This window comes from Streptoverticillium olivoreticuli subsp. olivoreticuli (assembly GCF_003391135.1).
Classification (GTDB): domain Bacteria; phylum Actinomycetota; class Actinomycetes; order Streptomycetales; family Streptomycetaceae; genus Streptomyces; species Streptomyces blastmyceticus.
Genome location: NZ_CP031455.1, coordinates 4,522,955 through 4,548,988, shown reverse-complemented (window position 1 = coordinate 4,548,988; position 26,034 = coordinate 4,522,955). Strand labels below are relative to the sequence as shown.

General features: G+C 72.2%; 21 protein-coding genes and 1 pseudogene. 13 read left to right on the top strand and 9 right to left on the bottom strand.

Annotated features, from left to right (window positions below; translation table 11 throughout):
- Positions 1-86: 86 nt before the first annotated feature.
- Together DXZ73_RS19805 and DXZ73_RS19800 are read left to right on the top strand one after the other, a co-directional pair.
- On the top strand, positions 87-1,325 hold the full coding sequence (locus DXZ73_RS19805) for an acyl-CoA dehydrogenase family protein (RefSeq protein WP_116212313.1): 1,239 nt from the start codon (positions 87-89) through the stop codon (positions 1,323-1,325).
- Positions 1,322-1,801 (top strand): nitroreductase family deazaflavin-dependent oxidoreductase, encoded by a 480-nt coding sequence (locus DXZ73_RS19800; protein WP_116212312.1) that lies wholly within the window; start codon positions 1,322-1,324, stop codon positions 1,799-1,801. The genes DXZ73_RS19805 and DXZ73_RS19800 overlap by 4 nt, the downstream gene beginning before the upstream one ends.
- Positions 1,802-1,928: 127 nt before the next feature.
- Here DXZ73_RS19800 and DXZ73_RS19795 read toward each other — a convergent pair whose 3' ends face one another.
- The gene (locus DXZ73_RS19795) at positions 1,929-2,576 is read right to left on the bottom strand and encodes a TetR family transcriptional regulator (protein ID WP_116212311.1); all 648 of its coding nucleotides are present in this window, start codon (positions 2,574-2,576) and stop codon (positions 1,929-1,931) included.
- Between the two features lie 489 nt (positions 2,577-3,065).
- Between DXZ73_RS19795 and DXZ73_RS19790 the strand changes: the two genes are divergently transcribed.
- Complete coding sequence (locus DXZ73_RS19790; protein WP_205519191.1) at positions 3,066-5,594, top strand: serine/threonine-protein kinase; 2,529 nt, start codon at positions 3,066-3,068, stop codon at positions 5,592-5,594.
- Positions 5,595-5,723: 129 nt separating this feature from the next.
- On the opposite strand, the gene DXZ73_RS19785 is transcribed toward DXZ73_RS19790, so the two are convergent.
- From DXZ73_RS19785 to DXZ73_RS19775, 3 genes are read right to left on the bottom strand one after another with little or no spacing between them, the layout of a single operon-like run.
- A complete protein-coding gene (locus DXZ73_RS19785; protein WP_116212310.1) occupies positions 5,724-6,506 on the bottom strand; it encodes an enoyl-CoA hydratase/isomerase family protein in 783 nt (260 codons plus the stop codon).
- A complete protein-coding gene (locus DXZ73_RS19780) occupies positions 6,503-6,967 on the bottom strand; it encodes a Zn-ribbon domain-containing OB-fold protein (protein ID WP_116212309.1) in 465 nt (154 codons plus the stop codon). Before DXZ73_RS19780 ends, DXZ73_RS19785 begins: the two co-directional genes overlap by 4 nt.
- A 6-nt stretch (positions 6,968-6,973) precedes the next feature.
- Positions 6,974-8,125: a lipid-transfer protein gene (locus tag DXZ73_RS19775; RefSeq protein ID WP_116212307.1), complete on the bottom strand. Its 1,152-nt coding sequence runs from the start codon at positions 8,123-8,125 to the stop codon at positions 6,974-6,976.
- Positions 8,126-8,218: 93 nt separating this feature from the next.
- Here DXZ73_RS19775 and DXZ73_RS19770 point away from each other — a divergent pair, with 93 nt between their 5' ends.
- Positions 8,219-9,859, top strand: coding sequence for a FadD3 family acyl-CoA ligase (locus DXZ73_RS19770; protein WP_116212306.1), 1,641 nt, complete (start codon positions 8,219-8,221; stop codon positions 9,857-9,859).
- Positions 9,860-10,055: 196 nt separating this feature from the next.
- Here DXZ73_RS19770 and DXZ73_RS19765 read toward each other — a convergent pair whose 3' ends face one another.
- The 3 genes from DXZ73_RS19765 to DXZ73_RS19755 form a co-directional block, all read right to left on the bottom strand.
- The gene (locus tag DXZ73_RS19765) at positions 10,056-10,313 is read right to left on the bottom strand and encodes a hypothetical protein (RefSeq protein ID WP_116212305.1); all 258 of its coding nucleotides are present in this window, start codon (positions 10,311-10,313) and stop codon (positions 10,056-10,058) included.
- A 685-nt stretch (positions 10,314-10,998) separates the two neighbouring features.
- Positions 10,999-11,202, bottom strand: coding sequence for a hypothetical protein (locus DXZ73_RS19760; protein ID WP_116212304.1), 204 nt, complete (start codon positions 11,200-11,202; stop codon positions 10,999-11,001).
- Positions 11,203-11,731: 529 nt separating this feature from the next.
- Positions 11,732-14,665 (bottom strand): AfsR/SARP family transcriptional regulator, encoded by a 2,934-nt coding sequence (locus DXZ73_RS19755; protein ID WP_116212303.1) that lies wholly within the window; start codon positions 14,663-14,665, stop codon positions 11,732-11,734.
- A gap of 154 nt (positions 14,666-14,819) precedes the next feature.
- On the opposite strand from DXZ73_RS19755, the gene DXZ73_RS19750 reads away from it, so the two are divergent.
- From DXZ73_RS19750 to DXZ73_RS19715, 8 genes and pseudogenes are all read left to right on the top strand, one after another.
- Positions 14,820-16,037: an amidohydrolase family protein gene (locus DXZ73_RS19750; protein ID WP_116212302.1), complete on the top strand. Its 1,218-nt coding sequence runs from the start codon at positions 14,820-14,822 to the stop codon at positions 16,035-16,037.
- Positions 16,038-16,111: 74 nt separating this feature from the next.
- The gene (locus DXZ73_RS19745) at positions 16,112-17,023 is read left to right on the top strand and encodes a TIGR03619 family F420-dependent LLM class oxidoreductase (RefSeq protein ID WP_116215721.1); all 912 of its coding nucleotides are present in this window, start codon (positions 16,112-16,114) and stop codon (positions 17,021-17,023) included.
- A gap of 49 nt (positions 17,024-17,072) precedes the next feature.
- A complete protein-coding gene (locus DXZ73_RS19740) occupies positions 17,073-17,858 on the top strand; it encodes an SDR family NAD(P)-dependent oxidoreductase (RefSeq protein ID WP_116212301.1) in 786 nt (261 codons plus the stop codon).
- Between the two features lie 109 nt (positions 17,859-17,967).
- Entirely contained in the window at positions 17,968-19,086 is a 1,119-nt protein-coding gene (locus DXZ73_RS19735; protein ID WP_116212300.1) for an LLM class flavin-dependent oxidoreductase, read from the top strand.
- A 214-nt stretch (positions 19,087-19,300) separates the two neighbouring features.
- On the top strand, positions 19,301-21,058 hold the full coding sequence (locus DXZ73_RS19730; protein ID WP_116212299.1) for an N-acyl-D-amino-acid deacylase family protein: 1,758 nt from the start codon (positions 19,301-19,303) through the stop codon (positions 21,056-21,058).
- A 255-nt stretch (positions 21,059-21,313) separates the two neighbouring features.
- Positions 21,314-22,867 carry an APC family permease gene (locus DXZ73_RS19725; RefSeq protein ID WP_116212298.1) on the top strand — a complete coding sequence of 518 codons (1,554 nt, stop codon included), beginning with the start codon at positions 21,314-21,316 and terminating at the stop codon, positions 22,865-22,867.
- A 51-nt stretch (positions 22,868-22,918) separates the two neighbouring features.
- Entirely contained in the window at positions 22,919-23,161 is a 243-nt protein-coding gene (locus DXZ73_RS19720; RefSeq protein ID WP_116212297.1) for a hypothetical protein, read from the top strand.
- A gap of 28 nt (positions 23,162-23,189) precedes the next feature.
- Positions 23,190-23,285, top strand: a pseudogene (locus tag DXZ73_RS19715) (DNA-binding protein); the annotation flags it as partial.
- Positions 23,286-23,329: 44 nt separating this feature from the next.
- Here DXZ73_RS19715 and DXZ73_RS40300 read toward each other — a convergent pair.
- Positions 23,330-23,671, bottom strand: a complete 342-nt coding sequence (locus DXZ73_RS40300; protein ID WP_240351418.1) for a hypothetical protein — start codon at positions 23,669-23,671, stop codon at positions 23,330-23,332.
- Positions 23,672-24,408: 737 nt separating this feature from the next.
- Here DXZ73_RS40300 and DXZ73_RS19705 point away from each other — a divergent pair.
- A complete protein-coding gene (locus tag DXZ73_RS19705; RefSeq protein ID WP_116212295.1) occupies positions 24,409-25,215 on the top strand; it encodes a VOC family protein in 807 nt (268 codons plus the stop codon).
- Positions 25,216-25,239: 24 nt separating this feature from the next.
- Here the strand turns inward: DXZ73_RS19705 and DXZ73_RS19700 are convergent, their stop codons facing one another.
- Positions 25,240-26,034, bottom strand: coding sequence for a maleylpyruvate isomerase family mycothiol-dependent enzyme (locus DXZ73_RS19700; protein ID WP_116215720.1), 795 nt, complete (start codon positions 26,032-26,034; stop codon positions 25,240-25,242).

Below are 26,034 nucleotides of genomic sequence, written 5' to 3'. Positions count from 1 at the left end.
ATCTGACGGTACATCAGTTCAGGGCTGGGAAAGTGCGGTTGCGCTGCCTACGATGACGGCCCGTCGGTTCCGGTAGGAGGCCGCCCATGGATGCCGCGTTGAGCGACGAGCAGCACGAGATCCGGCGCACCCTGCGCGAACTGCTGCTCAAACGCTGCGGGCCGGACGAGGTCAGAGCGGCGGTCCGCACGCCGGCCGGTCATGACGAAGCCCTGTGGCGGCTGCTCGCGGAGCGGCTCGGCCTGCCGGGCCTTGCGGTGGAACCCCGCTACGGCGGAGCGGGCTGCGGGCTCACGGAAATGGCACTGGCCTGCGAGGAGACGGGCCGCGTACTGCTGCCGTCCCCGCTCTTGGCCACGGCCGGACTGGCGGCACCGCTGATCGCCGCCCTGGGCACGCGGACGCAGCGCGCGGAGCTGCTGCCGCCGCTCGTCTCCGGAGAGCTGACGGGAGCGCTGGTGCTGCCGGGCGGCCACCTGGCGGCCGCGCTCGGGCTGACCGGAGCGAACGGCGGACTGTGGGCCGGAGGCGGCCGGGCGGGCGGCATCCAGGCGCGGCCGGCCGGTGACGGCCCGGGCTGGCGGCTGTACGGCGAGGCGGCGCAGGTGCTCGACGGGCACAGCGCGGGCCTGCTGCTCGTCGCGGCCCATGCGGGCGGCTACGCGCGCGGCAGGACGCTCCTGTTCGCCCTGCGGCCGCAGCGGGCGCGGGGTGTGACCCGTACCCGGCTGACCACGCTGGACGAGACCAGGCCGCAGGCCCGCGTCGAACTGCGCGATGCGGCGGCCGACCTCCTGGGGTCCGACGCGGACGGCGGTGCCGATGTGGAGGGCGCGCTCGCCCGGCTGGGCGGCGGTGTGGCGGCGGCCGTGGCCGCGGAAGCGGTGGGGGCGGCGGACCGGGTGCTGGAGCGGACGGTGGAGTACGTGTGTTCCCGGGAACAGTTCGGCAGGCCGATCGGATCCTTCCAGGCGGTCAAGCACCGGTTGGCCGACCTGTACGTGGCGGTGCAGACGGCACGTTCGGCGGCGTACTACGCGGCGTGGGCGGCCGGTGCCGGACCGACGGCGGGCGGCACGGGCGCGGCGGTCGCCGGAGGGCTCGCGCTCGCGCAGGCGCTGGAGGCACAGCGGACGGTCGCGGGAGAGGCCGTCCAGTTGCACGGTGGCATCGGGGTGACGTGGGAGCACGACGTGCAGCTGTACTTCAAGCGGGCCGCGTCGGACGAGCTGCTGTTCGGTCCCGTGCACCGGCTGAGGGAACGCGCCGCGGAGAGTGCCGGGCTGTTTGCCGCCCGGGTCGAGCGGGAAGCGGTGGCGCTGTGACGGCCGCGGTGGAACGAGTGGTGCAAAGGGTTTCCTCGACCCGTGCGTTCGCGTGGATCGCGCCGCACTTCGTGCCGGCGCTGGATCGGGCGGTGCACCGGTTGTCGGGCGGAAGGACGTTGCTCAGCGCGCGTCTGCTGCCGAGCGTTGTCCTCACGTCGACGGGCGCGCGCAGCGGACAGCAGAGGCGCACACCGCTCGCCTGCATGCGGGAAGGTGATCCCGCCGGCGCCTGGGTGCTGATCGGCAGCAACTTCGGCAGGCCCGGCCACCCCGCCTGGACGGCGAATCTGCTGGCGAACCCCGATGCGGAAATCAGCTGGAAGGGGCGGGACATCCCCGTACGGGCACGGCTGCTGAGCGGCACGGAGCGGGCGGCCGCGTGGGCGGCGGTGGTGAGGTTCTGGCCTCCGTACGCGCGCTACCAGGCGCGCGTGGAGCGTGAGATCCGGCTGTTCCGGCTGGAGCCGCGCTAGCGACGCGGTCGGTGGGGGAGGGAGACGGCCGTGCGGGGGTGGGGGATGTCACTGCGGCGGGCCGCTCCGGCCCGAGCCGGGAGTGGCCCGCCGCTGCGATGACAGGACGTGCGAGGCGCTGAAGCGCTTACTTGGTCGGCTTCTTGCCGGTGATGCCCAGGTGGACGAGCAGCGCGAGGTTCGGCTTGAGCTCGGCCTGCTTGACGCCCCAGCTCTGGAAGCCCTTCTGGTGCGAGGCCACCGCGGCCAGCATCGCGACGAGCGAACCGGCGACGGCGGCGGGGTTGACGTCCTTGTCGACCTTGCCCTTGGACTGGAGCTCCTTGACGGAGTCCGTCAGGGAGTTGGTGACGGCGTTGAGGATCTTCATGCGGATCTTGTAGAACCGCTTGTCGCCCTCGGCCGCCCCGAGATCGACGACGCGCAGGATGGCGTCGTGCTTGCGCCAGAAGCCGAGGAAGCCGTCGACCAGCTCCTCCGCGGCCTGCCAGCCGGACTTGCCGACCCAGGAGCGCCCGGCGACGAGATCGGTCAGGCTCGCGCCCTCCTTCGCCATCTCCTCGGCGATCTCCAGGACGGCGCCTTCGACGTCCGGGAAATACTGGTAGAAGGTGGCGGGCGAGGTGCCGGCCTTGCGCGCGACGTCGATGACCTTCACATCGCGGTACGGCGAGGAGCTGAGCATTTCACTGAGGCAGTCGAGCAGCTTCTGCCGCGTCGCCTGTCCGCGTCGGCCGGCCACGCGGCCGTCGACGGTGCGTACTTGTCCTGTCATGCCGTCAGCTTACCGAGGGGTGATCGGAGCGCGATTCGGCCGCATGCAAATGGGGGGAGGGGTGCGAGGTGGTACGTAAGGCCAGCTCAGGCCGTATGTGAGGGTCGCCGCGAGAGCCGGGGTGGATTGGCCCGTACCGGTGAATCGTCCTATCGACAGGCTGTGGACAAGGCCCGCCGGAGCGCTCTTCGCACAGTTATCCACAGGCCGCGTGGAAACCTTCGCACCCCGATAACGTGGCACTCGGAACACCTCGTCGGGCAGGGGCGAGCCTCGCGGGGACAGCGGAGAGTCACGGGACGGAAGTGAGGGGTACGACGCGCGGGGCGGGACGTTCCGCATGTGGTGGAGACACGGCGAAGCGCGACCCGGGTTCGCAACCGCGCCCGTCGCCAGGAAGAATCGGTATGCGTACCCCGGAGATAATTCGCGGTGAGACGCTGCACGGGGCTGAAACCCTTCAAGCCCCCACGGGGAGGTGGCAGGCCAGTGGTGGAGCAGCTTACGCAGCACGACCCGAGACGGATCGGCCCGTTCGAGGTGCTCGGCCGACTCGGCGCCGGCGGCATGGGGCTGGTCTATCTCGCCCGCTCGGCGTCCGGCCGACGGGTCGCGATCAAGACGGTGCGCACGGAGCTCGCGGAGGACCAGCTCTTCCGGGTCCGCTTCACCCGTGAGGTGGAGGCGGCCCGCGCGGTCAGCGGCTTCTACACCGCCGCCGTCGTCGACGCCGACCCGCGCGCCGCCGTGCCCTGGCTGGCCACCGCCTATGTGCCCGCGCCCTCGCTCGAAGAGATCATCAACGAGTGCGGGCCGCTCCCGGCCCAGGCCGTACGGTGGCTGGCCGCCGGTGTCGCGGAGGCGCTCCAGTCCATCCACGGCGCGGGCCTGGTGCACCGCGACCTCAAGCCGTCGAACGTCCTGGTCGTCGAGGACGGCCCCCGGGTCATCGACTTCGGCATCGCCTCCGGCGTCTCCAACACCCGGCTGACGATGACCAACGTCGCCGTCGGCACGCCCGCCTATATGTCACCCGAGCAGGCGCGCGACTCCCGCAGCGTGACGGGCGCCAGCGACATCTTCTCGCTCGGCTCGACCCTGGTCTTCGCCGCGACCGGACACGCGCCCTTCCACGGCGCGAACCCGGTCGAGACGGTCTTCATGCTGCTGCGCGAGGGCCCGGACCTGAGCGGGCTGCCCGACGAGCTGCGCCCGCTCATCGACTCCTGCATGCAGATGGCCGCGGAGCACCGCCCCACCCCGGCGGACCTCCAGGCGGAGCTGGCCCCGCATCTCTTCGCCTCCGGCGGGGGCGACGACAGCGGCACGGCCTCGGCCTGGCTGCCGGACAACGCCGTCACCCTCATCGAGCAGCGCCGGGCCGGACACCGCCCCGCACCGGCGGTCGCGAGGAGCGGCGGCCGCAACCGCTCCGGGGTGCCGCCCCGACCCGCGCAGCCCCCGACGCCGTCCCGCGCGCCCGCTCCCTCGTACGCACCGCCCGCCGGTGCGCGCAGCGGGCCCGCCTGGGGCGACGGACACCCGGGCGGTGCGGAGACCGGGCGCTCCGGCATGGTCGGCGCCCCCGATCCGCGCGGCGTGCCGGGCGGGCTGCCGGACGGCCCCGCCGTGGCCGGTGCGCACGGCCGGCACGCGGGGGCGCCCGCCGCGCCCGCGCACGACGGCTCCGTGCGGCTCGCCGGGTCACAGGTCCCGATCGGGCCGGGCCCGCGCGTCGCCGACGTGCGCGAGCCGCAGGCCCACCCCGGCACGGGGCACGCGACCGGATGGGTGCGGCCGCCGGCCGGGATGACGGGCGCGGCGCCCGCCTCCGTGCCCGCGCAGTCCCCCGCCCCCTCGCCCGACAGCGGCAACGCGCAGGGCGACCAGGGCCGTTGGCGGCCCTGGCGGTTCCGCATGTCCAACGACGTGTGGGGCACGCCGACCGTCGCAGGGGACCTGCTCTACGTGACGTCGTTCGAGGTCCACGCGCTCGATGTGGCCAGCGGGCGCAGGCAGTTCAAGACGCGTGACGTGGCCTGGGCCATGGCCGTGGCCGACGGCCGCATCCACGCCTCCGACGGGCCCACGCTCTACGCGCTGGACGCGGCCGACGGCGCCGAGCGCTGGCGGCTGGCCACGGACGGCTGGGTGTATTCGCTCCGGGCCGACCGGGGCACGATCGTCACCGGCACGCGCGGCGGCGGCGTGCAGGCGTGGGAGGCGGCCAACGGCGAGCTGCTGTGGGAGATGGGCGGCCTCCAGACCGACTTCGAGACCCCGGACTGCGGCCCGTTCGTGCAGGACGGCACGGTGTACGTCTGGGCCGACGGGCGGCTGCGCGCCCTGGAGGCCCGCACGGGCACCGAGCGCTGGTCGTATCCCGTGGGCGACGCCGCCTCCTGCGGCGGTGTGCCGGTGCGGCTGCTGCCCGCCCCGGACGGCGTTGTGTACATCGCGGCCGGCACGCGGGTCCTCGCGATCGACGTGGCGCGCGGAGACGTGCGCTGGCGGTTCGAGGCACCGGCGGTCTTCCTGAGCCCGCCCGCGTTCGCACCGGGCCCGGCGGTGACGGGCGGCGGCGTCTACGTCGCCGACTACCTGGGCACGGTGTACGCGCTGGACGCGGCCACCGGCCGTGACCGCTGGCGCATCGCCACGGAGCCCCGGCAGTCCACGGAGCCGGTGCTGGTGGCCTCCGGGGCCGTGCACCTGGGCAGCGGCGGCGCGCTCTACACGCTGGACGCGGTCACCGGCACGCCCAGGTGGCGCTTCGCGGCCGGTGGTGACGTGGTGGGCGCACCGGTGGTCGCCGACGGCCGGGTCCACTTCGGCTCCGCGGACCACTGTCTGTACACGGTGGACGCGGCGGGCGGGCAGCTCCGCTGGAAGCTGGCCACCGGCGGCGAGATCACCGGGTCGCCCGTGGCCATGGGCGGCGTGGTCTACGCCTGTAGCAAGGACCGCTGTGTGTACGCGCTGGACGCGGCCAAGGGGACGGGGCTGTCCCGGCGTTGAGGATGCCTTCCCCGTCCGGCTGCTTGCCGGACGGGGCGGTGCGCTCTTTCCGACCGCCGGCCGGCCCTGACGGAGCGGCCTGTTCGTCCGTCCGCGTGAGACCCGCCGCATGCGCCCGCCGCCCATGGGTCAGCGCAGGCGGTATGTCCGGTCGCGGGTGGTGAAGAGCTGTTCCTGGTGGGCCGGTGGCAGGTTGCCGAGGGAGATCAGGTGCGGGGCCAGGGCCAGGGCCCGGTCGCGGGCGGCTTCCTTGGCCGCCCACAGGGCCCGTACGGTTCCCTGGACGGCCTCGGTGGGGCAGGACGCGATGACTCGGGCGGCGCGCAGGGCCGCGGGCACGGCCCCGCCCGGCGGGGTCAGTTCGGAGACGAGGCCGATCTCGTAAGCGCGCCGCGCGGAGAGGCGTTCTGCGGTGCCCATCAGTGCCGTGCGGGCGGCCTCGCCGAACGGCATCCGCTGGGCCATGTGGATCGACTCGTACGCGCTGACCATGCCGTAGGTGGTGTGCGGGTCGAAGAACGTCGCGTTCTCGGCGGCGACCACGAACTCCGCCTCGCCGAGCAGATAGAACGCCCCGCCGCAGGCCAGCCCGCCGACCGCGGCGATCACCGGCTTCCACAGGTCGGCGGCCTTGGGACCGACCGCGAGGAGCGGGTCGTCGACGGAGTAGGGCGAGCCGGGCTGGGGCACGGTCACCGACCGGTCGATGCCCGAGCAGAACGCCCGGTCCCCGGCGCCGGTGAGCACGATGGCGCGCACGCCGTCGTCGTGGCGGAAGCGGCGCCATACGGAGCCGAGCGCGGCGGCCGTGGCCAGGTCGATCGCGTTGTGCCGGGCGGGACGGTCGAGGGTGACGAGCGCGACGCCATCCTCTCCCGTCTCCGTGCGGACCGGTGGGCCCTCGGCCGTCATGAGCGCTCCAGCAGCCAGCAGGGCACCGTCACACCCTCGGTGAGCTCCGCGAAGACGACGCGCACGGGCGCGCCGATGCGCAGCCGGGCCGGGTCGACGGAGTCGGGCGGCGCGTCGGGGGCGGCGACCACATTGCCGACGAGGCGGATGAGCGGGGCGTCGGCGAGTTCCACGACCACGACGTTGTACGGGGCGCGTTCGGCGTAGGCGGGCAGGAGGGGCGGGTGGGGCAGCACGAAGGACCAGATGCGGCCGCGACCGCTCATCCTGCGCCACTCGACGGCGAAGGACTGGCAGCGCGGGCAGCAGGGCCGGGGCGGGAAGCGCAGCCGCCCGCAGCCGGCGCACGCCTGGATCCGCAGCTCACCGCGGGTGGCGAACTCCCAGAAGGGGGCGCTGTCCTCGTCCGGCGCGGGCACGAGGAGGCCGTTGTCAGTGGTGCCCTTCATGATGGAGGACATGAAGACTCAACTCCTCAGCAGCAGCGCCGAAGTGGGGACGCCCTCGCCCGCCGTGACCAGACAGGTCGTGGCGCCGGGCACCTGCGCGGTGGAGCGGCCGCGGAGTTGCCGGACGCCTTCGTTGATGAGGTTGAAGCCATGGACGTAGGCCTCGCTGAGCCCTCCGCCCGCCGTGTTGAGCGGAAGGCGGCCGCCGGTCTCCAGCGCGCCGTCCTCGGTGAAGGCCGCCCCTTCGCCGCGCGCGCAGAAGCCGTAGCCTTCGAGGGAGAGCAGCACCAGAGGGGTGAACGCGTCGTAGATCTGGGCGACTTCGACGTCCTGGGGGCCGAAGTCGGCCGTTTTCCACAGGTGCCGCGCGGCGGTCCAGGCGGGTCCGGACAGCGGGTCCTCGTTCCAGTAATTGACCATGCCGTGGTGCTGGGCGGGCAGGCCCTGGGCGACGGAGTGGATGAGGACGGGAGCGTCGCGGCAGTCGCGGGCCCGCTCGGCGGAGGTGACCACGCAGGCGAGCGCGCCGTCGGTCTCCAGGCAGTTGTCGAAGAGGCAGAGCGGTTCGCTGATCCAGCGCGACGACATGTACGTCTCACGGCTCAGCGGGCGTCCGTGCATCATCGCGGCGGGGTTCTGGTTGGCCCGGTTGCGGCACGCGAGCGCGACGTTGAAGAAGTGGTCGCGTGTGGCGCCGTACTCGTGCATGTAGCGGCGGGCGAGCATGGCGATCTCGTCGACGGGGCGCAGCAGGCCGTACGGCCTGGTCCACTGGGCGGGCGTGGGCAGCTGGACGGCGGTGTTCCGCCAGGGGCGGGGGCCGGAGCCGCGCTTGCGGGAGCGCCAGGCCACACCGACGGTCGCCTGTCCGGTGGTGATCGCGGCGGCCAGGTGGGCGACGGTCGCGCAGGAGCCGCCGCCGCCGTAGCCGACCTTGGAGAAGAAGGTCACGTCGCCCGCGCCGATGGCCTTGGCGACCTCGACCTCGTCGGTCTCCTCCATGGTGTAGGAGGCGAAGGCGTCGACCTGGGAGGGAGGGATGCCCGCGTCGTCGAGCGCCGCCAGGATCGCCTGGCAGGCCAAGGTCTTTTCCGATGAGGGAAGTTGGCGGGCGAAGGGGGTCTGTCCTATGCCGACGATCGCAGTGGAGTCCTTGAGTGCCGCCGCCATCGTCACCTCCACGCTGTGGGTGCTTTCGCTGCTGACAGCGCGGAAGGCTATCGCTAATCTGACGTTTAGTCAGCCAGTGGGGAAGGGGGTGCGATGCGCGGGGATCTGGAATTCATGTCCATACCCCGGCTGGTCCGCACGGCCGCCGCGCGGTACGCCGGCCGTGAGGCGGTGGCCTGTGGCCGGACCCGGATCAGCTATGGACAGCTCGCCGCCCGCGTCGAGCGCGCCGCGGCGGGCTGCCTCGCCGCGGGCGTCCAGGCGGGCGACCGGGTGGCCGTCTGGGCCCCGAATACCCTCGACTGGATCGTCGCGGCCCTGGGCGCCGTCTCGGCGGGCGCGGTCCTCGTCCCCCTCAACACCCGGCTGAAGGGCGGCGAGGCGGTCCAGGTGCTGAAGCGCACACGGGCCGAGCTGCTCTTCGTCACCGGCACCTTCCTCGGTACGTCCTATGTCGCCGCGCTGCGCCGAGCGGCGGGGCGGGGCGGCGGGGGCGGGAGGAAGGGCGACGGTCCGCCGCTGGCGGGGCTGCCCTGCCTGCGGCACGTCGTGGTGCTCGCCGAGGACGCGCCCGCGGAGTTCCGTACGTGGAAGGAGTTCCTGGCCGCGGGGGACGCGGTGCCCGCCTGGGCGGTACGGGCACGGGCCAACGCTGTGGCGCCCGACGCGCCTTCCGACATCGTCTTCACCTCCGGCACCACGGGTGAGCCGAAGGGGGTGGTCACCACCCACGCCCAGAGCCTGCGGGCCTTCGGGGCCTGGGCGGACCTCGCCGGGCTCAGGGCGGGGGACCGGTATCTGATCGTCAACCCCTTCTCGCACACCTTCGGTTACAAGGCGGGCGTGCTCGCCTGCCTGATGCGGGGCGCGACGATGGTCCCGCAGTCCGTCTTCACAGCGGACGTGGTGGCGGCGCACGTCGCCGCGGAACGCATATCGGTGCTGCCGGGGCCGCCCACGCTCTTCCGGTCGCTGCTCGACCACCCGGCGCGGGAGATGTACGACCTGTCGTCCCTGCGGGTGGTGGTGACGGGCGCGGCGACGGTGGACCGCGGGCTGATCCACCGGTTGCGCGCCGAGCTGGGGCCGGTGACGGTGCTGACCGCCTACGGGCTGAGCGAGGCCACCGGGCTGGTCACGATGTGCCGGCGGGGCGACGCGGACGAGACCGTGGCCGGTACGTCCGGCCGGGCCGTCCCGGACACCGAGGTCAAGGTGGTCGGGGCGGACGGGAAGGCGCTGCCGCCGGGGGAGCCCGGAGAGATCCTGGTGCGTGGCTACCAGGTGATGTCGGGCTACTTCGAGGACCCCGGGGCGACCGCCAGGGCCGTCGACGCCGAAGGCTGGCTGCACAGCGGGGACGTCGGCACGCTGGACGACGCGGGCAATCTCCGCATCACGGACCGGATGACCGACATGTTCGTGGTCGGAGGCTTCAACGTCTACCCGGCCGAGGTGGAGCGGGTGCTTGCGCGGCACCCGGGCGTGGTGGACGCGGCGGTCATCGGGGTGCCGGATCCGGACGGACGGCTGGGCGAAGTGGGCAAGGCGTTCGTCGTCCGGCGGGGCGGGGCGGACTCGCCGACGGAGGAGGAGCTGATCCTTTGGGCGCGTGAGGAGTTGGCGAACTACAAGGTGCCGAGGGGAGTGGCGTTCGTGCGGGCGCTGCCGCGCAACGCGGTGGGGAAGGTGCGTAAGGGAGAGCTGCGGGGGATGGAGGGCGGTGAGGAGTGACCCGCGGTCTCGCCCTGTCCCATCAGGGGCGTACCCCTGGCCGTCGTCCTCCCGCACCGGGTGTCCGACCCGGTCTCGCTCAAGAGCCTCGCTCAAGAGCCCCGTTCGAGAGCTCCGTTCAAGAGCCCCGCTTCTCGATCGCCGGACGGGCTTGACGTGCTCGTGCCGGGCTCGGATCAAGCCCGTCCGGGTACGGCTAGCGCAGCCCGCCGAAGGTGATGTGGTCGTCGGCGCCGCCCGTCGTGTGGTCGTCCGCGCCCAGGGTGCTGTGGTCGTCCGCCCCGCCGGTGGTGTGGTCGTCGTGCGGGCCGGCGTGCCCGCCGCGCACGGAGAGCGGGGTGGAGATCGTCGAGTGGTCGTCGGCCGCGGCCGGTACCGCGGCGGCGACGGCGGCAGCCACCGCCAGGGCGGCTATGACGGCGGCCTTCTTCGTGCGCGTGGTCGTGCTGTTCATTTCGACTCCTCTGGATCGGGGGTGGCATTGCAGTGGTGATGCGCGCTCGGCGCCTGCGGTCCTGACGGATTGAGACGTCGCTGAAATATGACCGCAGGGGCCGGCGTCGACGGCTCCCCCTCCGTGCTGCCGACGCCGGCCCCTGTCAGTCCCCCGTTGGTCTGTCCCCCCGTTGGGACTTCCCGTATTCAGTTGTCGCGCGGAACTTCCCCCGTCGAGCGGCCCGGCGAGCTCCCCCGTGGGACTCCCCTGGCGGAGAGTCCCCGTAGCTTTCCGGGCCTGGTCGCTCTGTTCCTCGTGAACGTTCCCCCGTTGAACGTTTCCCCCGTGGGGCCGTCCCCCGTTTTCGGCCGGCCCCTTCGAACGTTCTCGTTCGCGCATCCCCCGTTGCGCTTTCCCCCGTTGAACGTTTCCCCCGTGCGGCTTCCCCCGTGGTCCTCTGTGTGAGGCCCCCTCCGTTCTTCCCCCCCGTGCGGCGTTTCCCCCGTGATCAGGGCCGGGCCCTCGTCCGTTCGCCGTCCGTCCCCCCGGACGGTCCCCCGTCGAACGTCCCCCGTAGGGCCCTTCCCTGGTGGCCGGGCCGCGGCCCCCGTGTTCCCCCGTGCTTTCCCGCGGCCCTGTGGTCCCCCCTGACGTCCCGTGCTCGTCCGGGACGGGCGTCGCCGCCCGGACGAGCACGGGCGGATCAGCTCTGGGTGAGCGGGTTGTCCGTCACGTGGTCGTCCATCATGATCAGCGGCTCACCTATGGTGGCGTGGTCGTCCGGCGGCGGAGCGAATTCCGGAGTGAGTTCCGGGGCCGCGGCCAGGGTGCTGCCGCCGCCTCCGCCCGTCACGTGATCGTCCTGCGGTGTGGCCACGACTGGCTTGAGCTTCCGCTCATCGCTCATGTCGATCAACTCCGTTGCTCAGTGCGAGTCTTTTGGTGTGAAGGGGAGGTGATCCTCGGGGACTGCAGAACCCGCCCGGCGACTCCCCCGAGGATCGCCGGACGGGCATGAGGGCTGATCAGGTTGATCACCCCTAGGTGAGGTTTCACCTACGACCCGCCTGCCCCCCGACGCGACGGATCGACATGAGTAAGACTGCCGCGTGCCGATAAACGATCGATGAACGGGCACGTGACAGCGTTGTTCGGGGGTGTGGTGGGGGTGCGGATCGCTTCGCGGGGGCCTGATGCGAGGCCCGCTCCGCGAGGCCGCTTCGCGGCGTGCGCGGGGGGTTCGGGCGGATCTTTCCCCACCCCGCACCTTCCCGAAACCGGGGCGCCGCCCCGGACCCCCTCGCACGGAGAGCCCGGAAGGCGGTTCGCGCCCGGAAGCGGGGGCTCCGGACCGGGGCTCCGCCCCTGACCCCGGTCCTCGAGCGCCGGACAGGCCGAAGAGGGTGCCCCGGCCCGAACGGACCGGGGCCCGCCCCCTACGCCGCTGCCACCACCCCCGCCAGCAAGCCCCTCACGTCCGCCTCCTCCGACGCCCCGAGCTGCTCGTATATGGCGAGCGCCTCCGTCCAGCAGGCGCGGGCGCGGCCCGGCTGGCCCAGGGCGTCCAGGGAGCGGCCGAGGAGGGTGAGGACGTTGCCGCGGCGCCAGGCGCCGCCGATGCCGCGGAGCTTGAGCGCCTGCTCGGCGTGGTGGGCGGCCGCGGCCGGGCGGCCCGCGCAGAGGTGGACGTTCGCCATCCGGTAGTGCGTCATGCCCTCCCACAGCCGCTGCCGGTTGTCGCGGAACACCGGCAGGGCCTCGGAGAGACGGTTCAGCGCCTCCTCGTAGCGCCCGGCGTGGGTGAGGGCGACCCCGAGCGCGTAGAGGCCGTTGGCGACCCGCCAGGAGGCACCGGTCTCGTGGTAGAGGGCGAGCGCCTGCTCGGCCAGCTCGACGCCGGACACGACGCGGCCGGTGTCGAGGCGGACGCGGGCGAGGTTGCTCAGCGCGCTGGCCTCGCCCGGGCGGTTGCCGTCGGCGCGGAAGGCGGCGAGGGACTGGCCCAGATACAGCTCGGCGTCCTGGTAGCGGTGTTCGTAGATGGCGATGATGCCGCGGTAGTTGGCGGCGTAGCAGCAGGGGATGGCGTCCCCGCAGGCGCGCCCGAGCAGCATCGCGAGCCGGCCGTGCTCGTCGGCCTGCTCGAAGCGGCCGCCGATGCGGTCGACGTGGGCCAGTACGGTACGGGCGCGCGCCTCCGACCGGGTGTCCCCGGCCTCGCGGGCCGCGGCCAGCAGGGCGGTGGCGGCCTGCTCGTACTGCCGGGAGTCGGCGCCGGACTCCGCGAGGTCCTTCGCCGCCAGCAGCAGGTCGACGGCGCGCCGCAGGGTGTCACCGCTCGCGCCCGCCTGCTGGCGTACGCAGGCGAGCAGGCAACCGGCCTCGGCGAACAGCCAGTCGCTGGCCGCCGCGCCGTCGCCGAAGGTGAGCCCGGGGTGCGTGGTGGGCGCGAGGTGGGCCAGGAGCTGGTCGCCGGGCCGTTCCAGGACGTACGCCCCGGCGGCCGTGACCAGGTAGAAGTCCAGCAGCCGGGACATCGCGGCGCAGCGTTCGGCCGGTGGCTGTTCGTCGCGCTCGGCGCACGCACGCGCGTAGAGGCGGACGAGGTCGTGGAAGCGGTAGCGGCCCGGGGCCGCGGATTCGAGGAGCGAGGTGTCGACGAGCGACTCCAGGAGCTCCTCGGTGGCGTCGACGTCCAGGTCGAGGACGGCGGAGGCGGCGGCCAGGGAGATGTCGGGCCCGTCGGCGAGGCCGAGGAGGCGGAAGGCGCGGGCCTGCGCGGGCTCCAGCTGGCCGTAGCCGAGTTCGAAGGTGGCCTTGACCGCGAGGTCGCCGGCGCGGAGCTCGTCCAGGCGGCGGCGCTCGTCGGCGAGCTTGCGGGCCAGGACGGAGACGGTCCAGGTGCGGCGGGCGGCGAGGCGGGAGGCGGCGATGCGGATGGCCAGCGGCAGGAAGCCGCAGGCGGCGACGACGTCCATCGCGGCGTCGCGCTCCGCGTTGACCCGCTCGTGCCCGACGATGCGGGTGAAGAGCACCAGGGCCTCGTCCGGGCTCATCACGTCGAGGTCGACGAGGTGGGCCCCGGCGAGGTCCACCATGCGGGCGCGGCTGGTGACCAGCGCGGCGCAGCCCTCCGTGCCCGGCAGCAGCGGCCGGATCTGGGCGGCGTCGCGGGCATTGTCGAGCAGGGCGAGGACGCGGCGGCCGTCCAGGGCGGTCCGGAAGAGCGCGGCCCGCTCCTGGAGGCCGTCGGGGATCGCGGAGTCCGGGATGCCCAGCGCCCGCAGGAAGGACCCGAGGACGGCCTCCGGCTCGGCGGGCACCGGCCCGGCCCCCTGGAGGTCCACGTACAGCTGGCCGTCGGGGAAGTGGTTCCGGGCCGCGTGCGCCACGTGCACGGCCAGCGTCGTCTTGCCGACGCCGCCGATGCCCGCGACCGCGGAGACGGCCATGATCCGGCCCTCGGCGGTGGACAGTTGGTCGCTGAGCTCGTCCACGAAGGCCGCGCGGCCGGTGAAGTCGGACACCGTCGCCGGGAGCTGCGCGGGCCGGATGAACGTGGGGCCCGCGTGCGGCCGGTCGTCGTGCGAGAGGTGCAGGGTGAGGTCGGCGTCGGCCTGGAGGATGCGCTGCTGGAGCTCGGCGAGCTCGGGGCAGGGGTCGACGCCGAGCTCGTCGGCGAGGAGCTTGCGGGTGTCGGCGTAGACGGCGAGGGCCTCGGCCTGCCGGCCGCTGCGGTAGAGGGCGAGCATCAGCAGCTCCCGCAGCCGCTCGCGCAGCGGGTGGGCCGCGGTCAGGGCGGTCAGCTCGGAGACGGCCTCGGCGTGGGCGCCGACCTCCAGGTCGAGATCGAGGCGGGTCTCGATGAGGGTGAGCCGCCACTCCTCCAGCCGGGCGCGCTGCGTCTCGGCGTACGGGCCGGGCAGGCCGGCCAGCGGCTCGCCGTCCCAGACGTCGAGCGCCTGGTTGATCAGCTCGCGGGCGCGGGCGCGGTCGCCCGCGGCGCGCGCCTTCTCGGCCTCGGTGGCGAGGTGTTCGGCCTTGTCGATGTCGAGGCAGCCGTGCTCCACCCGGATCGCGTAGCCGCCGGACTCGCTGACCAGGGCGTCGGCGTCGGGGCCGAACGCCTTGCGGAGCCGGGAGGCGTAGGTGCGCAGCGCGGCGAGGGCGGCGTGCGGGGGTTCGTCGCCCCACAGCGCGTCCACCAGCTCGGGCGCGGTGGCGGTGCGGCCGCCACGCAGCAGCAGGGCGGCGAGGAGCGCCCGCTGCTGAGGCGAACCGGTGTGCAGCAGTTCCCTGCCGCGCCGGGCCCGCACGGGCCCGAGCACGGTGAAGCGCAGATGGTGCCCGTGCCCTGTGTCGCCGGCCATTGTGACCCCCTGCCTGTCCTGCTCGGTCGCACCGGCCAGTCTGCCTTGTCCGTGGCCTCTACGTCAGCAGCGGTCCGGCCTCTCCACAAGGCCTGCAAGAGACGGCTCCGCCACAGTGCTGACGGATCGTCAGTTCGTCGCTAACGTGTCAGCCATGGTGAGCTTCCCCAGGATCATCTCGGTGGACGACCACACGGTCGAGCCCCCGCACGTCTGGCGGAACCGGCTTCCGGCGAAGTTCCACGACGTCGGACCACGTGTCGTGCGCGCGCCACTGAAGGAAATGACCTTCACCGGAGGGCGGTTCGCCCCGGTCATGGGAGCCCCCGGGGACGACGGGCCGGTGGCGGACTGGTGGATCTATGAGGATTTGCACCGTCCGCTCACCCGGCTGGATTCCGCCGTCGGATGCTCCAGGGACGACATCAAGCTGGAGGCCGTCACCTACGAGCGGATGCGCCCGGGGTCCTACAGCGTCCCGGAACGTTTGGCCGATATGGATCGCAACCATGTCCAGTCCGCGCTCTGCTTCCCGACCTTTCCGCGTTTCTGCGGACAGACCTTCACCGAGGCGAAGGACCGCGAACTGGCCCTGCTGTCCGTCCGCGCCTACAACGACTGGATGGTCGAGGAGTGGTGCGGCCCGGACGCGCACGGGCGCCTGATCCCCCTCGCGATCGTCCCGTTGTGGGACGCCGGGCTCGCCGCGCGGGAGGTGCGGCGCAACGCGGCCCGGGGCGTGCGCGCCGTCTGCTTCTCGGAGATACCGCCGTACCTCGGTCTGCCGTCCGTCCACACCGACGCCTGGGACCCCTTCCTGCGCGCCTGCGCGGAGACCGGGACCGTCGTCGCCATGCACATCGGCTCCTCCTCGCGCATGCCGTCCACCTCCGACGACGCGCCGCCCGCCGTCAGCTCCGCCCTCACCTTCGCCAACTGCTGCTTCTCCATGGTGGACTGGCTGATGTCGGGCGCCTTCGAGCGCTTCCCCGGGCTGCGGATCATGTACGCGGAGGGGCAGATCGGCTGGATCCCGTACATCCTGGAGCGCGCGGACGCGGTCTGGGCCGAGAACCGCGGCTGGGGCGGCATCGCCGACAAGGTCCGCCGCCCGCCCTCCGAACTCTTCGCCGCCCACGTCCACGGCTGCTTCTTCGACGACCCGGTCGGCCTGCGCAACCTCGACGCGATCGGCCCGTCGAACGTCCTCTACGAGACGGACTACCCGCACTCCGACTCGACGTGGCCCCGCTCGCGCGAGGTGGCGCAGGAGCAGATGGGGCACTTGGCGGCGGATGTGGTCGAGGCGATCGTACGAGGCAACGCTGTCACGTTGCTGGGCCTGAGCGAGGACGGCTTGTGGGCAGGCTGAATTCCGGTCCGGGGCAGGGAGGGCGAGTGGGCGACGGAGTGGACGTGCTGCCCGCCGGGCGGCTCGCGTACGGGATGCAGGTGCCCATCACCTCGCTGAGCACCCTCTACGCCGAGCCCTGGGAGGTCGAGGCCGGGCCCGCCGAGCTGCGGGACGTCGCCCGCGCCGCCGACCGCCTCGGCTTCGCCTACCTCGCCACCTGCGACCACGTCGCCGTACCCGCACGGCTCGCGGCCGCCATGGGCACCACCTGGTACGACCCCGTGGCCACCCTCGCCCATCTCGCCGCCGTCACCGGACGGACCCTGCTGCTCAGCCATGTCTCCGTGGCCGCGCTGCGGCACCCGCTCGTCCTGGCGAAGCAGTACGCCACCGTCGACCGGCTCTCGGGCGGCCGCCTGGTCCTGGGGGTGGGGGCCGGGCACGTACGCGAGGAATTCGACGCGCTGGGCGTCGAATTCCGGCGGCGCGGGGCGATCCTGGACGAGACCGTCGATGCCCTGAAAACGGCCCTGGGCCCCGAGGAGTTCCCCGAATTCCGCGGCTCCCGCTTCGCCTTCCGCGGCCTGGGCCAGGCCCCCCGCCCCGTACGCACGCCGCGCCCGCCGATCTGGGTCGGCGGCTCGTCCCCCGCGGCCCTTCGCCGCGCGGCGCTCCGGGGCGACGGCTGGCTGTCGCAGGGCGACTCCCGCGAACAGCTCCCCCTCCGCGTCGCCGAGCTCCGCCACCTGCGCGCGGAGGCGGGACGCGAGGGCCCGTTCGCCATCGGGGCGATCACGGAGGCGCTGTACGTCGGCACGCCCGGCTGGGACGTCGGCCCGCGCACGCTGTCCGGCCGCCCGGGGACGCTGGCGGAGTCGCTGCGGGTGTACGGGTCGCTGGGGGCGGACCAGATCCAGGTCCGCTTCCGGAGCCGGTCGCTCGGTGAACTGCTCGACCAGATGGAGCGGTTCGCGTCCGAGGTCGCCCCACTGCTGGACGAATGACGCCGCTCTTCGCGCCGACCAGTCGCTCCGACCGAAGGGGGACCACGACATGCGCCTGAACGACCGCGTCATCCTCATCACCGGCGCCGCCCGTGGCCAGGGCGCGGAGGAAGCGCGCCTTTTCGCCGCCGAGGGCGCGAAAGTCGTCCTCGCCGACGTGCTCGACGACCAGGGCCGGGCCGTCGCGAAGGAAATCGGCCCCGGCGAAGCCGCGTACGTGCACCTCGACGTCGGCGAGGAAGCCGACTGGGCCGAGGCCGTGGCCACGGCCAGGCACACCTTCGGGAAACTCGACGGACTCGTCAACAACGCCGGAATCATCCGCTTCAACGAGCTGGTGAACACCTCGAAGGACGAATTCATGGAGGTCGTCCGGGTCAATCAGCTCGGTACGTTCCTCGGTATGCGCGCCGCCGTGCCGGAGCTCGCGGCGGCGGGCGGCGGGACGATCGTCAATACCGCCTCCTACGCCGCGCTGGCGGGAATTCCGTACGTCGGGGCCTATGCCGCGACCAAGGCCGCCGTCGTCGCCATGACCCGCGTCGCGGCACTGGAACTCGCCGACAAGGCGATCCGGGTCAACGCCCTCTGCCCGGGCGCGATCGACACCGCGATGACGAACCCGGCACTGCTCGACCCCACCGCGGACGCCGGGCGGGCCGCCGCCGGATCCGCGGAGCTGTACCGCAAGGTGGTGCCGCTCGGGCGGATCGGACAGCCGGCGGAGGTGGCCCGCACGGCGCTCTTCCTGACCGCCGACGACTCCTCGTACGTCACCGGGCAGCGGTTCGTCGTGGACGGCGGATGGCTGGCGGGGACGCGGTTGTTCTCCTGACACTTCCTGGCCGGTCCGCCGTGGGTACGTTCTCTTGACGCTCCCTGCCGCCGATGCCAGAGTCTGTTCATCTGACGGCTCGTCAGAAATCTAGGGACGGTGAACCCCCTTGGAATTCGGGATCTTCGTGCAGGGTTACGTTCCGTCGAGCAGGTCGCGGACCGACCCCGAGGCCGAGCACCACGCGCTGCTGGAGGAGACCGAGTACGTCATCGAGGCGGACCGGTCCGGCTTCAAATACGCCTGGGCGTCCGAGCACCACTTCCTCGACGAGTATTCCCACCTCTCCGCCAACGACGTCTTCCTCGGCTATCTCGCGCACGCGACCGACCGCATCCACCTCGGCTCGGGGATCTTCAACCCGCTGCCCCAGGTCAATCACCCCGCCAAGGTCGCCGAGAAGGCCGCCATGCTCGACCATCTCTCCGGCGGGCGCTTCGAGTTCGGCACCGGGCGCGGCGCGGGGAGCCATGAGATCCTCGGATTCCTCCCGGGCGTGACCGACATGGATGTCACCAAGGAGATCTGGGAGGAGACCATCGCCGAATTCCCCCGGATGTGGCTCCAGGACGAATACCCGGGATTCCGGGGCAAGCACTGGTCGCTGCCGCCGCGGAAGATCCTGCCCAAGCCGTACGGGCCCGCCCACCCCGCCATGTGGTACGCGGCCGGGTCGCCCTCCTCGTACGCCATGGCCGCCCGCAAGGGGCTCGGCGTCCTCGGATTCAGCGTGCAGAAGGTCTCCGACATGGAGTGGGTCGTCGACTCCTACAAGACGGCCATCAAGGACGCCAAGGCCGTCGGCGCCTTCGTCAACGACAACGTGATGGTCACCTCCACCGCGATCTGCGCCGAGACCCACGAGGAGGCTGTGGCCACGGCGGTGAGTGGGGGACTCCACTACCTTCAGTCGCTCCTCTTCCGTTATCACGACACGTTCCCTCGTCCCGAGGGGATCCCTCGATGGCCCGAGCTGCTGCCGGAGTACACGGAGGAGATCATCGAACTCCTCATCGCCGAGGAGCTGATGATCTGCGGCGACCCCGACGAGGTCCTCCGCCAGTGCAAGCGCTGGGAACAGGCGGGGGCCGACCAGCTCTCCTTCGGGCTGCCGATCGGGGTGCCGCGGGAGGACACGCTGCGGACGATCAGGCTGATCGGGGAGCGGGTGATTCCGAAGATCGATACGGATCCCGTCCATCGGACTACGCGTATGCGCATGGGGTGACCGGTGCGTGGTCGCGCCGCTCCGGGGTGCGCGAATTCAGCCCGTCCGGCGTTTGAGGACGCGCCCGCAGGGCGCTCCCGCCGCAGGCGGCAACGGACTCGCTGCCGGGGGGTCTGGGGCACGAGCCCCAGTTGCGGGAAGGGGCGGGGCTGGGGAACAAAACCACCCGCCCCGCCGCGTCGTCGTCCCGTCGAAGAGACAGAGGTGACCGACCATGCTCGACCATCTCATCCGCCGTGCCACCGTCGTCGACGGCACCGGAGGCGCCCCCTACGTCGCGGACATAGGCATCCGGGACGGGCGAATCGCCGTCATCGGGCGCCCCGGGAGAACCCTCGCCGGGCGCGTGGGGGAGCGGGCGCGGACCGAGGAGGACGCGAGCGGGCTCGTCCTCGCCCCCGGCTTCGTCGACCCCCACACGCACTACGACGCCCAGCTGTTCTGGGACCCGTACGCCACCCCGTCCATGAGCCACGGCGTCACCACCGTCGTCGGCGGCAACTGCGGCTTCACGCTCGCGCCGCTGAACCCCGCGCGGCCCGCCGACGCCGACTACACACGGCGGATGATGAGCAGGGTCGAGGGGATGTCCCTCGCCGCGCTGGAGCAGGGCGCGCCCTGGAGCTGGTCGTCGTTCGGCGACTACCTCGACGCGCTGGACGGTCGGATCGCCGTCAACGCCGGTTTCATGGTGGGGCATTGCGCGCTGCGCCGCTATGTGATGGGCCCCGACGCCGTGGGCGGGGCGCCGGGGGAGGGGCAGCTGGAGTGGATGACCGCGATCCTCCACGACGCGATGGACGCCGGCGCCTGGGGTCTGTCCACGACGCGCTCGACCACCCACTCCGACGGCGACGGCAGGCCCGTACCGTCCCGGCACGCGGAGCCCGAGGAGCTGATCGCGCTCGCCCGCGCCGTCGGCGCGCACGAGGGCACCCAGCTGGAGGCCATCGTCACCGGCTGTCTGGACCGCTTCTCGGACGCCGAGACCGACCTCCTGGTGGAGCTCACGGCCACCGCCGGGCGGCCGCTGAACTGGAACGTCCTCACCATCGACGCCGCCGTCCCCGGCCGTGTGCCCCGCCAGCTCGCCGCGAGCGAGCGGGCCCGGGCGGCGGGCGGCCGGATCGTCGCGCTGACCATGCCGATCCTCACGCCCATGAACATGTCGCTCGGCACGTTCTGCGCGCTCAACCTGCTGCCCGGCTGGGGCGAGGTCCTCTCCCTCCCCGTGCCCCGCCGCATCGCCGAGCTGCGCAAGGAGCCGGTACGGGCCGAGCTGCTGCGCCGGGCGCGCAGCGAGGAGGCCGGGGTCTTCCGGCGGCTGGCCGACTTCGGGCGCTACGTCATCGGTGACACCTACGCCAAGGAGAACGAGGGCCTCACCGGCCGGGTCGTCCGGGACATCGCCGCCGAGCGTGGCCTGGACCCGTTCGCCTGCCTGGTGGAGATCTGCGCCGCCGACGATCTGCGCACGGTCCTGTGGCCGATGCCCACCGACGACGACCCCGACAGCTGGGAGCTGCGCCGCCGCACCTGGGAGCACGAGGACGTGCTGCTGGGCGGCTCCGACGCCGGGGCGCACCTGGACCGGATGTGCGGGGCGCCGTACACGACGCGCTTCCTCGGCGACTGCCTGCGCGGGCGGAAGCTGGTGCCGCTGCCCACGGCCGTACGGATGCTCACCGACGACCCCGCGCGGCTCTTCGGCCTCCGGGGCCGCGGCCGGATCGCGGAGGGCTGGTACGCCGACCTCGTCCTCTTCGACCCCGCCCGCGTCGACGCGGGCCCCGCGACGCTCGTCCACGACCTGCCCGGCGACGGGCCGCGGCTGGACGCGCGGGCGGTGGGCGTGGTGAGCGTACGGGTCAACGGCGTGGAGACCGTACGGCACGACGTGGTGACGGGGCAGGTGCCCGGGAGGGTGCTGCGGTCGGGACGGGACACGGAGACGGTGGACACGAAGTCCTGAGGGTGACGGGAGGCGGGAAGGCGACGAGAGGGCGACGAGAGGGCGACGGGAAAAATTGGAATCGGGACAAAAGGTGCGGCGCTGCGGTTATCGCAAGGGGCTCGGAGGAGGGTTACTCCTGGGTGTTACCTGGCGTAAGTGTCGTGCCGCCTTTCAAAGCCAGGTCAACTCGCGCGACTGGGTGGAACATTCAAGGCATCCATACTGGATCGCGCTCCTCCGGTTGCGGAAACAGCAGCATTTAACGTCCTGTTCATGGTTCAGACAGCCCCACGGCCCAGGGCCGGAGACACGGTAACGAGCGTCGGCGACCGGCGCGCCAAGGGCCTCAGCGGGAACTCCGTCGGGCTGCTGGGCAGCGCCGTCATCGGGATCTCGACGGTCGCCCCGGTCTACTGTCTGACCTCGACCCTCGGCCCGACCGTCGGCCAGGTCGGCGTGCAGATGCCCGCCGTCTTCCTCGCGGGATTCCTGCCGATGCTGCTCGTCGCCTTCGCCTACCGCGAGCTGAACAAGGCCGTGCCCGACTGCGGCACGTCCTTCACCTGGACCGTGCAGGCCTTCGGGCCCCGGATCGGCTGGATGTGCGGCTGGGGCCTGGTCATCGCGACGATCATCGTGCTGTCCAATCTCGCGGGCGTCGCGACCTCCTTCTTCTACCTGCTCCTCGGCCAGGTCACCGGCAGCGGCACCGTCGCCGACCTGGACGGCAACCGGCTCGTCCACGTCCTGACGTGCCTCGCCTTCATCGCCGTCGCGACCGCCATCAGCTATCGCGGGATGACCGCCACCAAGGGCGTGCAGTACGCGCTGGTCGGCCTCCAACTCGCCGTCCTCGCCGTCTTCGTGACCATGGCGCTCGTCAAGTCCCGCACCGGCGGGCTCCCCGGCTCCATCGACTTCTCCTGGACCTGGCTCAACCCCTTCGCCGTCCAGTCCTTCGCCGCCTTCACCGCCGGGCTCTCCCTCTCGATCTTCATGTTCTGGGGCTGGGACGCGTGCCTCACGGTCAATGAGGAGACCCAGGGCAGCGCCAAGACCCCCGGCCGGGCCGCGCTCATCTCCATGGTCGTGCTCGTCGGCTCGTACCTGCTGACCGCCGTCGCCGCCCAGATGTTCGCCGGCGTGGGCGCCGAAGGGACGGGCCTCGGCAACCCCGACACCGCCGACAACGTCTTCGCCGCCCTCGCCGACCCCGTGCTCGGCACGGCCCTCGGCGTCCTGCTCTTCATCGCGGTCCTCGCCTCGGCGGCCGCCAGCCTCCAGACGACGTTCCTGCCCGTGGCCCGCACGGTCCTGGCCATGAGCACCTACCAGGCACTCCCCCCGTCCTTCGCCCGCATCCACCCCCGCTTCAAGTCCCCCGGCCGCGCGACCGTCGCCGCCGGTGTCGCCACCGGCGTCTTCTACGCGGTGATGAGCTTCCTCAGCGAGAACGTCCTCATCGACACGATCTACGCCCTGGGCCTCATGATCTGCTTCTACTACTCGATCACGGCCTTCGCCTGCGCCTGGTACTTCCGCCACGAGCTGCGCCGTTCCCTGCGGGACGCGCTCTTCAAGGGCGTCTTCCCTGCGCTGGGCGGTGTGCTGCTGGCGGCGGTCTTCGGCAAGACGCTGTACGACATGTGGAACCCGGCGTACGGCAGCGGCAGTTCGGTGCTGGGCGTGGGCTCGGTGTTCGTGATCGGAGTGGGCCTGCTGCTGCTCGGAGTGGTCCTGATGCTCTTGATGCGACGCAGGAGCCCGGCGTTCTTCAGGGGCGAGGTTCTGACGCGGTCGACGCCGGCGTTGGTGGTGGAGGAGTAAGCGAGGCCTCGGGGGCAGTCCGACTCCCTGCTGATTCACTAGGGTCGGCGCATGTCCGAGACGGAGCACAGCGTCGGCGAGGTGCCGACCAAGCGCGTCAGCCTTTCTCTGCCCGAGAGGCGCCCGCAGGTCGCTGATGAGGCGGAGCCCGAGCTGCGCGGCCAGATCCTGGACGAGTATCTGGCCGACTACGAGCGCCGCAAGGGCCCGGTGTCCGAGCGTGAGCAGGAGCGGGCGCGGCAGGTCTTCGACGAGGTCTTCGCCGAGGAGGGGCCGAGGCCTGCCTCACGTTGAGCCACGAGGGGGCGCTGGTTCGGTGATCGCCCTGCGGCAGCAGCGGCCCGTCGTCATGCTGACTTCCGACGTGGACGACATGACCAAACTGTGCGGTGACCGAGTCCGGCTCGTCGCCGTGTGATCACCGGCGGTGCCGACGGGGCAGCGGTGGTCGGAGCGACAGCCTTATGGTCCGACCAGCTCAGCCTGGAGTTTCGGTTCCACGGTCGTTCCGCCTCCGCCGACCACCTGTGCCGAGTTGGCGTCGAGTCCCGTGTTCTGGAACACCATGAGGGAGATGGTGTCGCCGGCCTTCAGCGGAAGGATCGTGGTCACGTCCTGAGAAACCCCGGCAGGGTTGTTGTCCGAGGCGTTGTCCTGGTGGGTCGCGACGTTGGTGCCGTTGACGATGACGTGGACGACGCGAATGGCGTTTCCGGCCGGCCTGTACTCCCAGTGGATCTCCCCGTGAATGAGGTAGTGCCCGGCGGTGTGGACCACCAGACTCGACGTCGCCGGATCGAACATCGAGTCCGTGTCGTAGTCGGCAGCAGTGAAATGGATCTGAGTCGTGACGCCGGTCGGGATGATCTGACTCGCCCCGGCGAAGACGCTCGCTCCACTGTGTGGCGTGGTCCCGGCGGGTCCGGCAGGCCCTGCGGGTCCGGTGGCTCCATTGGCCCCAGCGGGTCCGGCAGGCCCCGCAGGCCCCGCAGGCCCCGCGGGTCCGGGCCGTCCTGCCGGTCCGGCAGGGCCTGCGGGCCCAGCGGGTCCGGGTGGTCCGGCAGGGCCGGGCGGGCACTTGGTCCCCTTGCAGTGGGATCCGTCGGGGTCCGGGCCGTTCGCATAGGCATGAGCGCCGGTGACCAGCACGGCCAACGCGGTTGCCAAGGTGAACATGGAAATCCGCTGGCGCAAGGAAAGAGATCTCGGATTCTTCTCGGTGCTGGTCACGTGATACGCGCCCTTTCGATGACGCCAAGCATGAGGAGGCCTGCGACGCCGAATCAGCGCGACGATGCGACAGGTACGTTGTTTTCCTGAATAGCCCACCGGACGGAAGTCCGCCACCGGATGCCGGCTCCTCCAGGTCGCCAACCGGCGCCCGGCGCTTCCGAGGCTGCACCCGGACGGCCACCGTGGACGTGCGCGTGTCGTGAGTCGGTGCGTGACTGGATTGGGCGCCGCGCCGGTGGAGAGACATAAGACGCTCCTGGCGAGCACTCCGCTCCGCGACCCGCGCCATCGATCCAGGGAGGCCGCTCATGCCCGAAGTCACCGGTCCGTACAAACCCGGCACACCCTGTTGGGTCGATCTGATGGTCCCCGACCAGCAGGCGGCCCTCGACTTCTACCGCGATCTCTTCGGCTGGCAGGGCGAGGTCGGGCCGCCCGAGACCGGGGGCTACGCGGTCTGCTCCATGAACGGCAAGCCCGTCGCCGGCATCATGGCCGCGATGAACCCGGACGGCAGCACGCCCGACCCGATGCCGCCGACCGTGTGGACCACCTACCTCGCCACCGCCGACGTGGACGCCACCGAGAAGGCGATCACGGGCAACGGCGGCCAGGTGGCGATGCCGGGCATGGATGTCCTCCAGCTCGGCCGGATGGCCGTCGTGGGCGACCCCACGGGCGCCGTCTTCGGCATCTGGGAGGCCCGGGAGTTCCCCGGAGCGAGCCTCGTCAACGAGCCGGGCGCGATCATCTGGAACGAGCTCAACACCAGTGACCCCAAAGCCGCCTCGGCCTTTTACGCCAAGGTGCTGGGCGTCACCGCCGCGCCGACGGAGGGCATGGAGGGCTACTTCTCGCTCTCGGTGGACGGCCGCACGGTCGGCGGCATGCAGAGCCTGTCCAACATCCCGGGCCTGCCGCCGGACGCGACCTCGCACTGGCTGACGTACTTCGCGGTCGACGACACCGACAGCACGGTCGACGCGCTGGTCCGGGCCGGAGGCAATGTCCTCAAGCCGCCGTTCGACATGATGGCGGGCCGGATGGCCGTCGTGCAGGACCCGCAGGGCGGCGTCTTCGCGATCATCAACGCGTCCGGGCCCGAGGCGGCCTGAGGACGCCCCCGCGCGTCGAGCGCGTCAGGCGAAGCTGACGCGCTCCAGCCAGAAGTCGAGCAGCTGCTCGTCGCCGAAGATCTCCATGCCTTTGCTGCGGGGCGGGCGGCGCTTGTAGACGAGCAGCAGGAGGTCGGTCAGCGGGCCCCGTACGGCCACCGCCGCCTTCTCGTGCGCGCGGCGCCAGGCGATCGCGTCGCCGGTGAGGTCCACCACCCACTCCGCCGCTTCCGTCTCCGGCGCGGTGTCCGTGGCGTGGAAGTGGATGGTCCGGCCGGGGCCGAGCAGTTCGCGCATCCACGGGTGCACGTCGAAGTGCATCGGCAGCGAGCAGAACTCCATCCACTCGTCGAGGGCGTCGACGGCGACCTCTTCGTCGACGTCGAACTCCACGCCGAGGGCGAGGGCCGCGTCGGCTCGGTGCACGGCCGTCTCATGCGTGAACCGGCGCGCGTAGAACCGTGCGCTCCCACCAGGCACCGGAGTCCACACCACGGCCTCCGGCCCGGCCTCACGCAGCGCCTCCACCAGCCGCTCGGCCCCCTCCACGAGCCACGGCCCGACCACGCCGGGGTCCTCGTCGGTGTAGGCCGAAAGATCCCGGAACTGCTCGTCGGACACCGGCCCCGCCGCCCGGCTCCGCACGGCTGCCTCGGCCCACCGGTGCACACCGCCGAGGTGACGCACGAGCTGCCCGACGTTCCATCCGGGGCAGGACGGCACGGGGACGGTGAGATCCGCGCCGTCGATGTGGGACTTCAGCAGGTGTGCCTGCGCGAGGATTTCGGAGCAGTAGCGGTCGTAGCTCAGGAGAGGCAT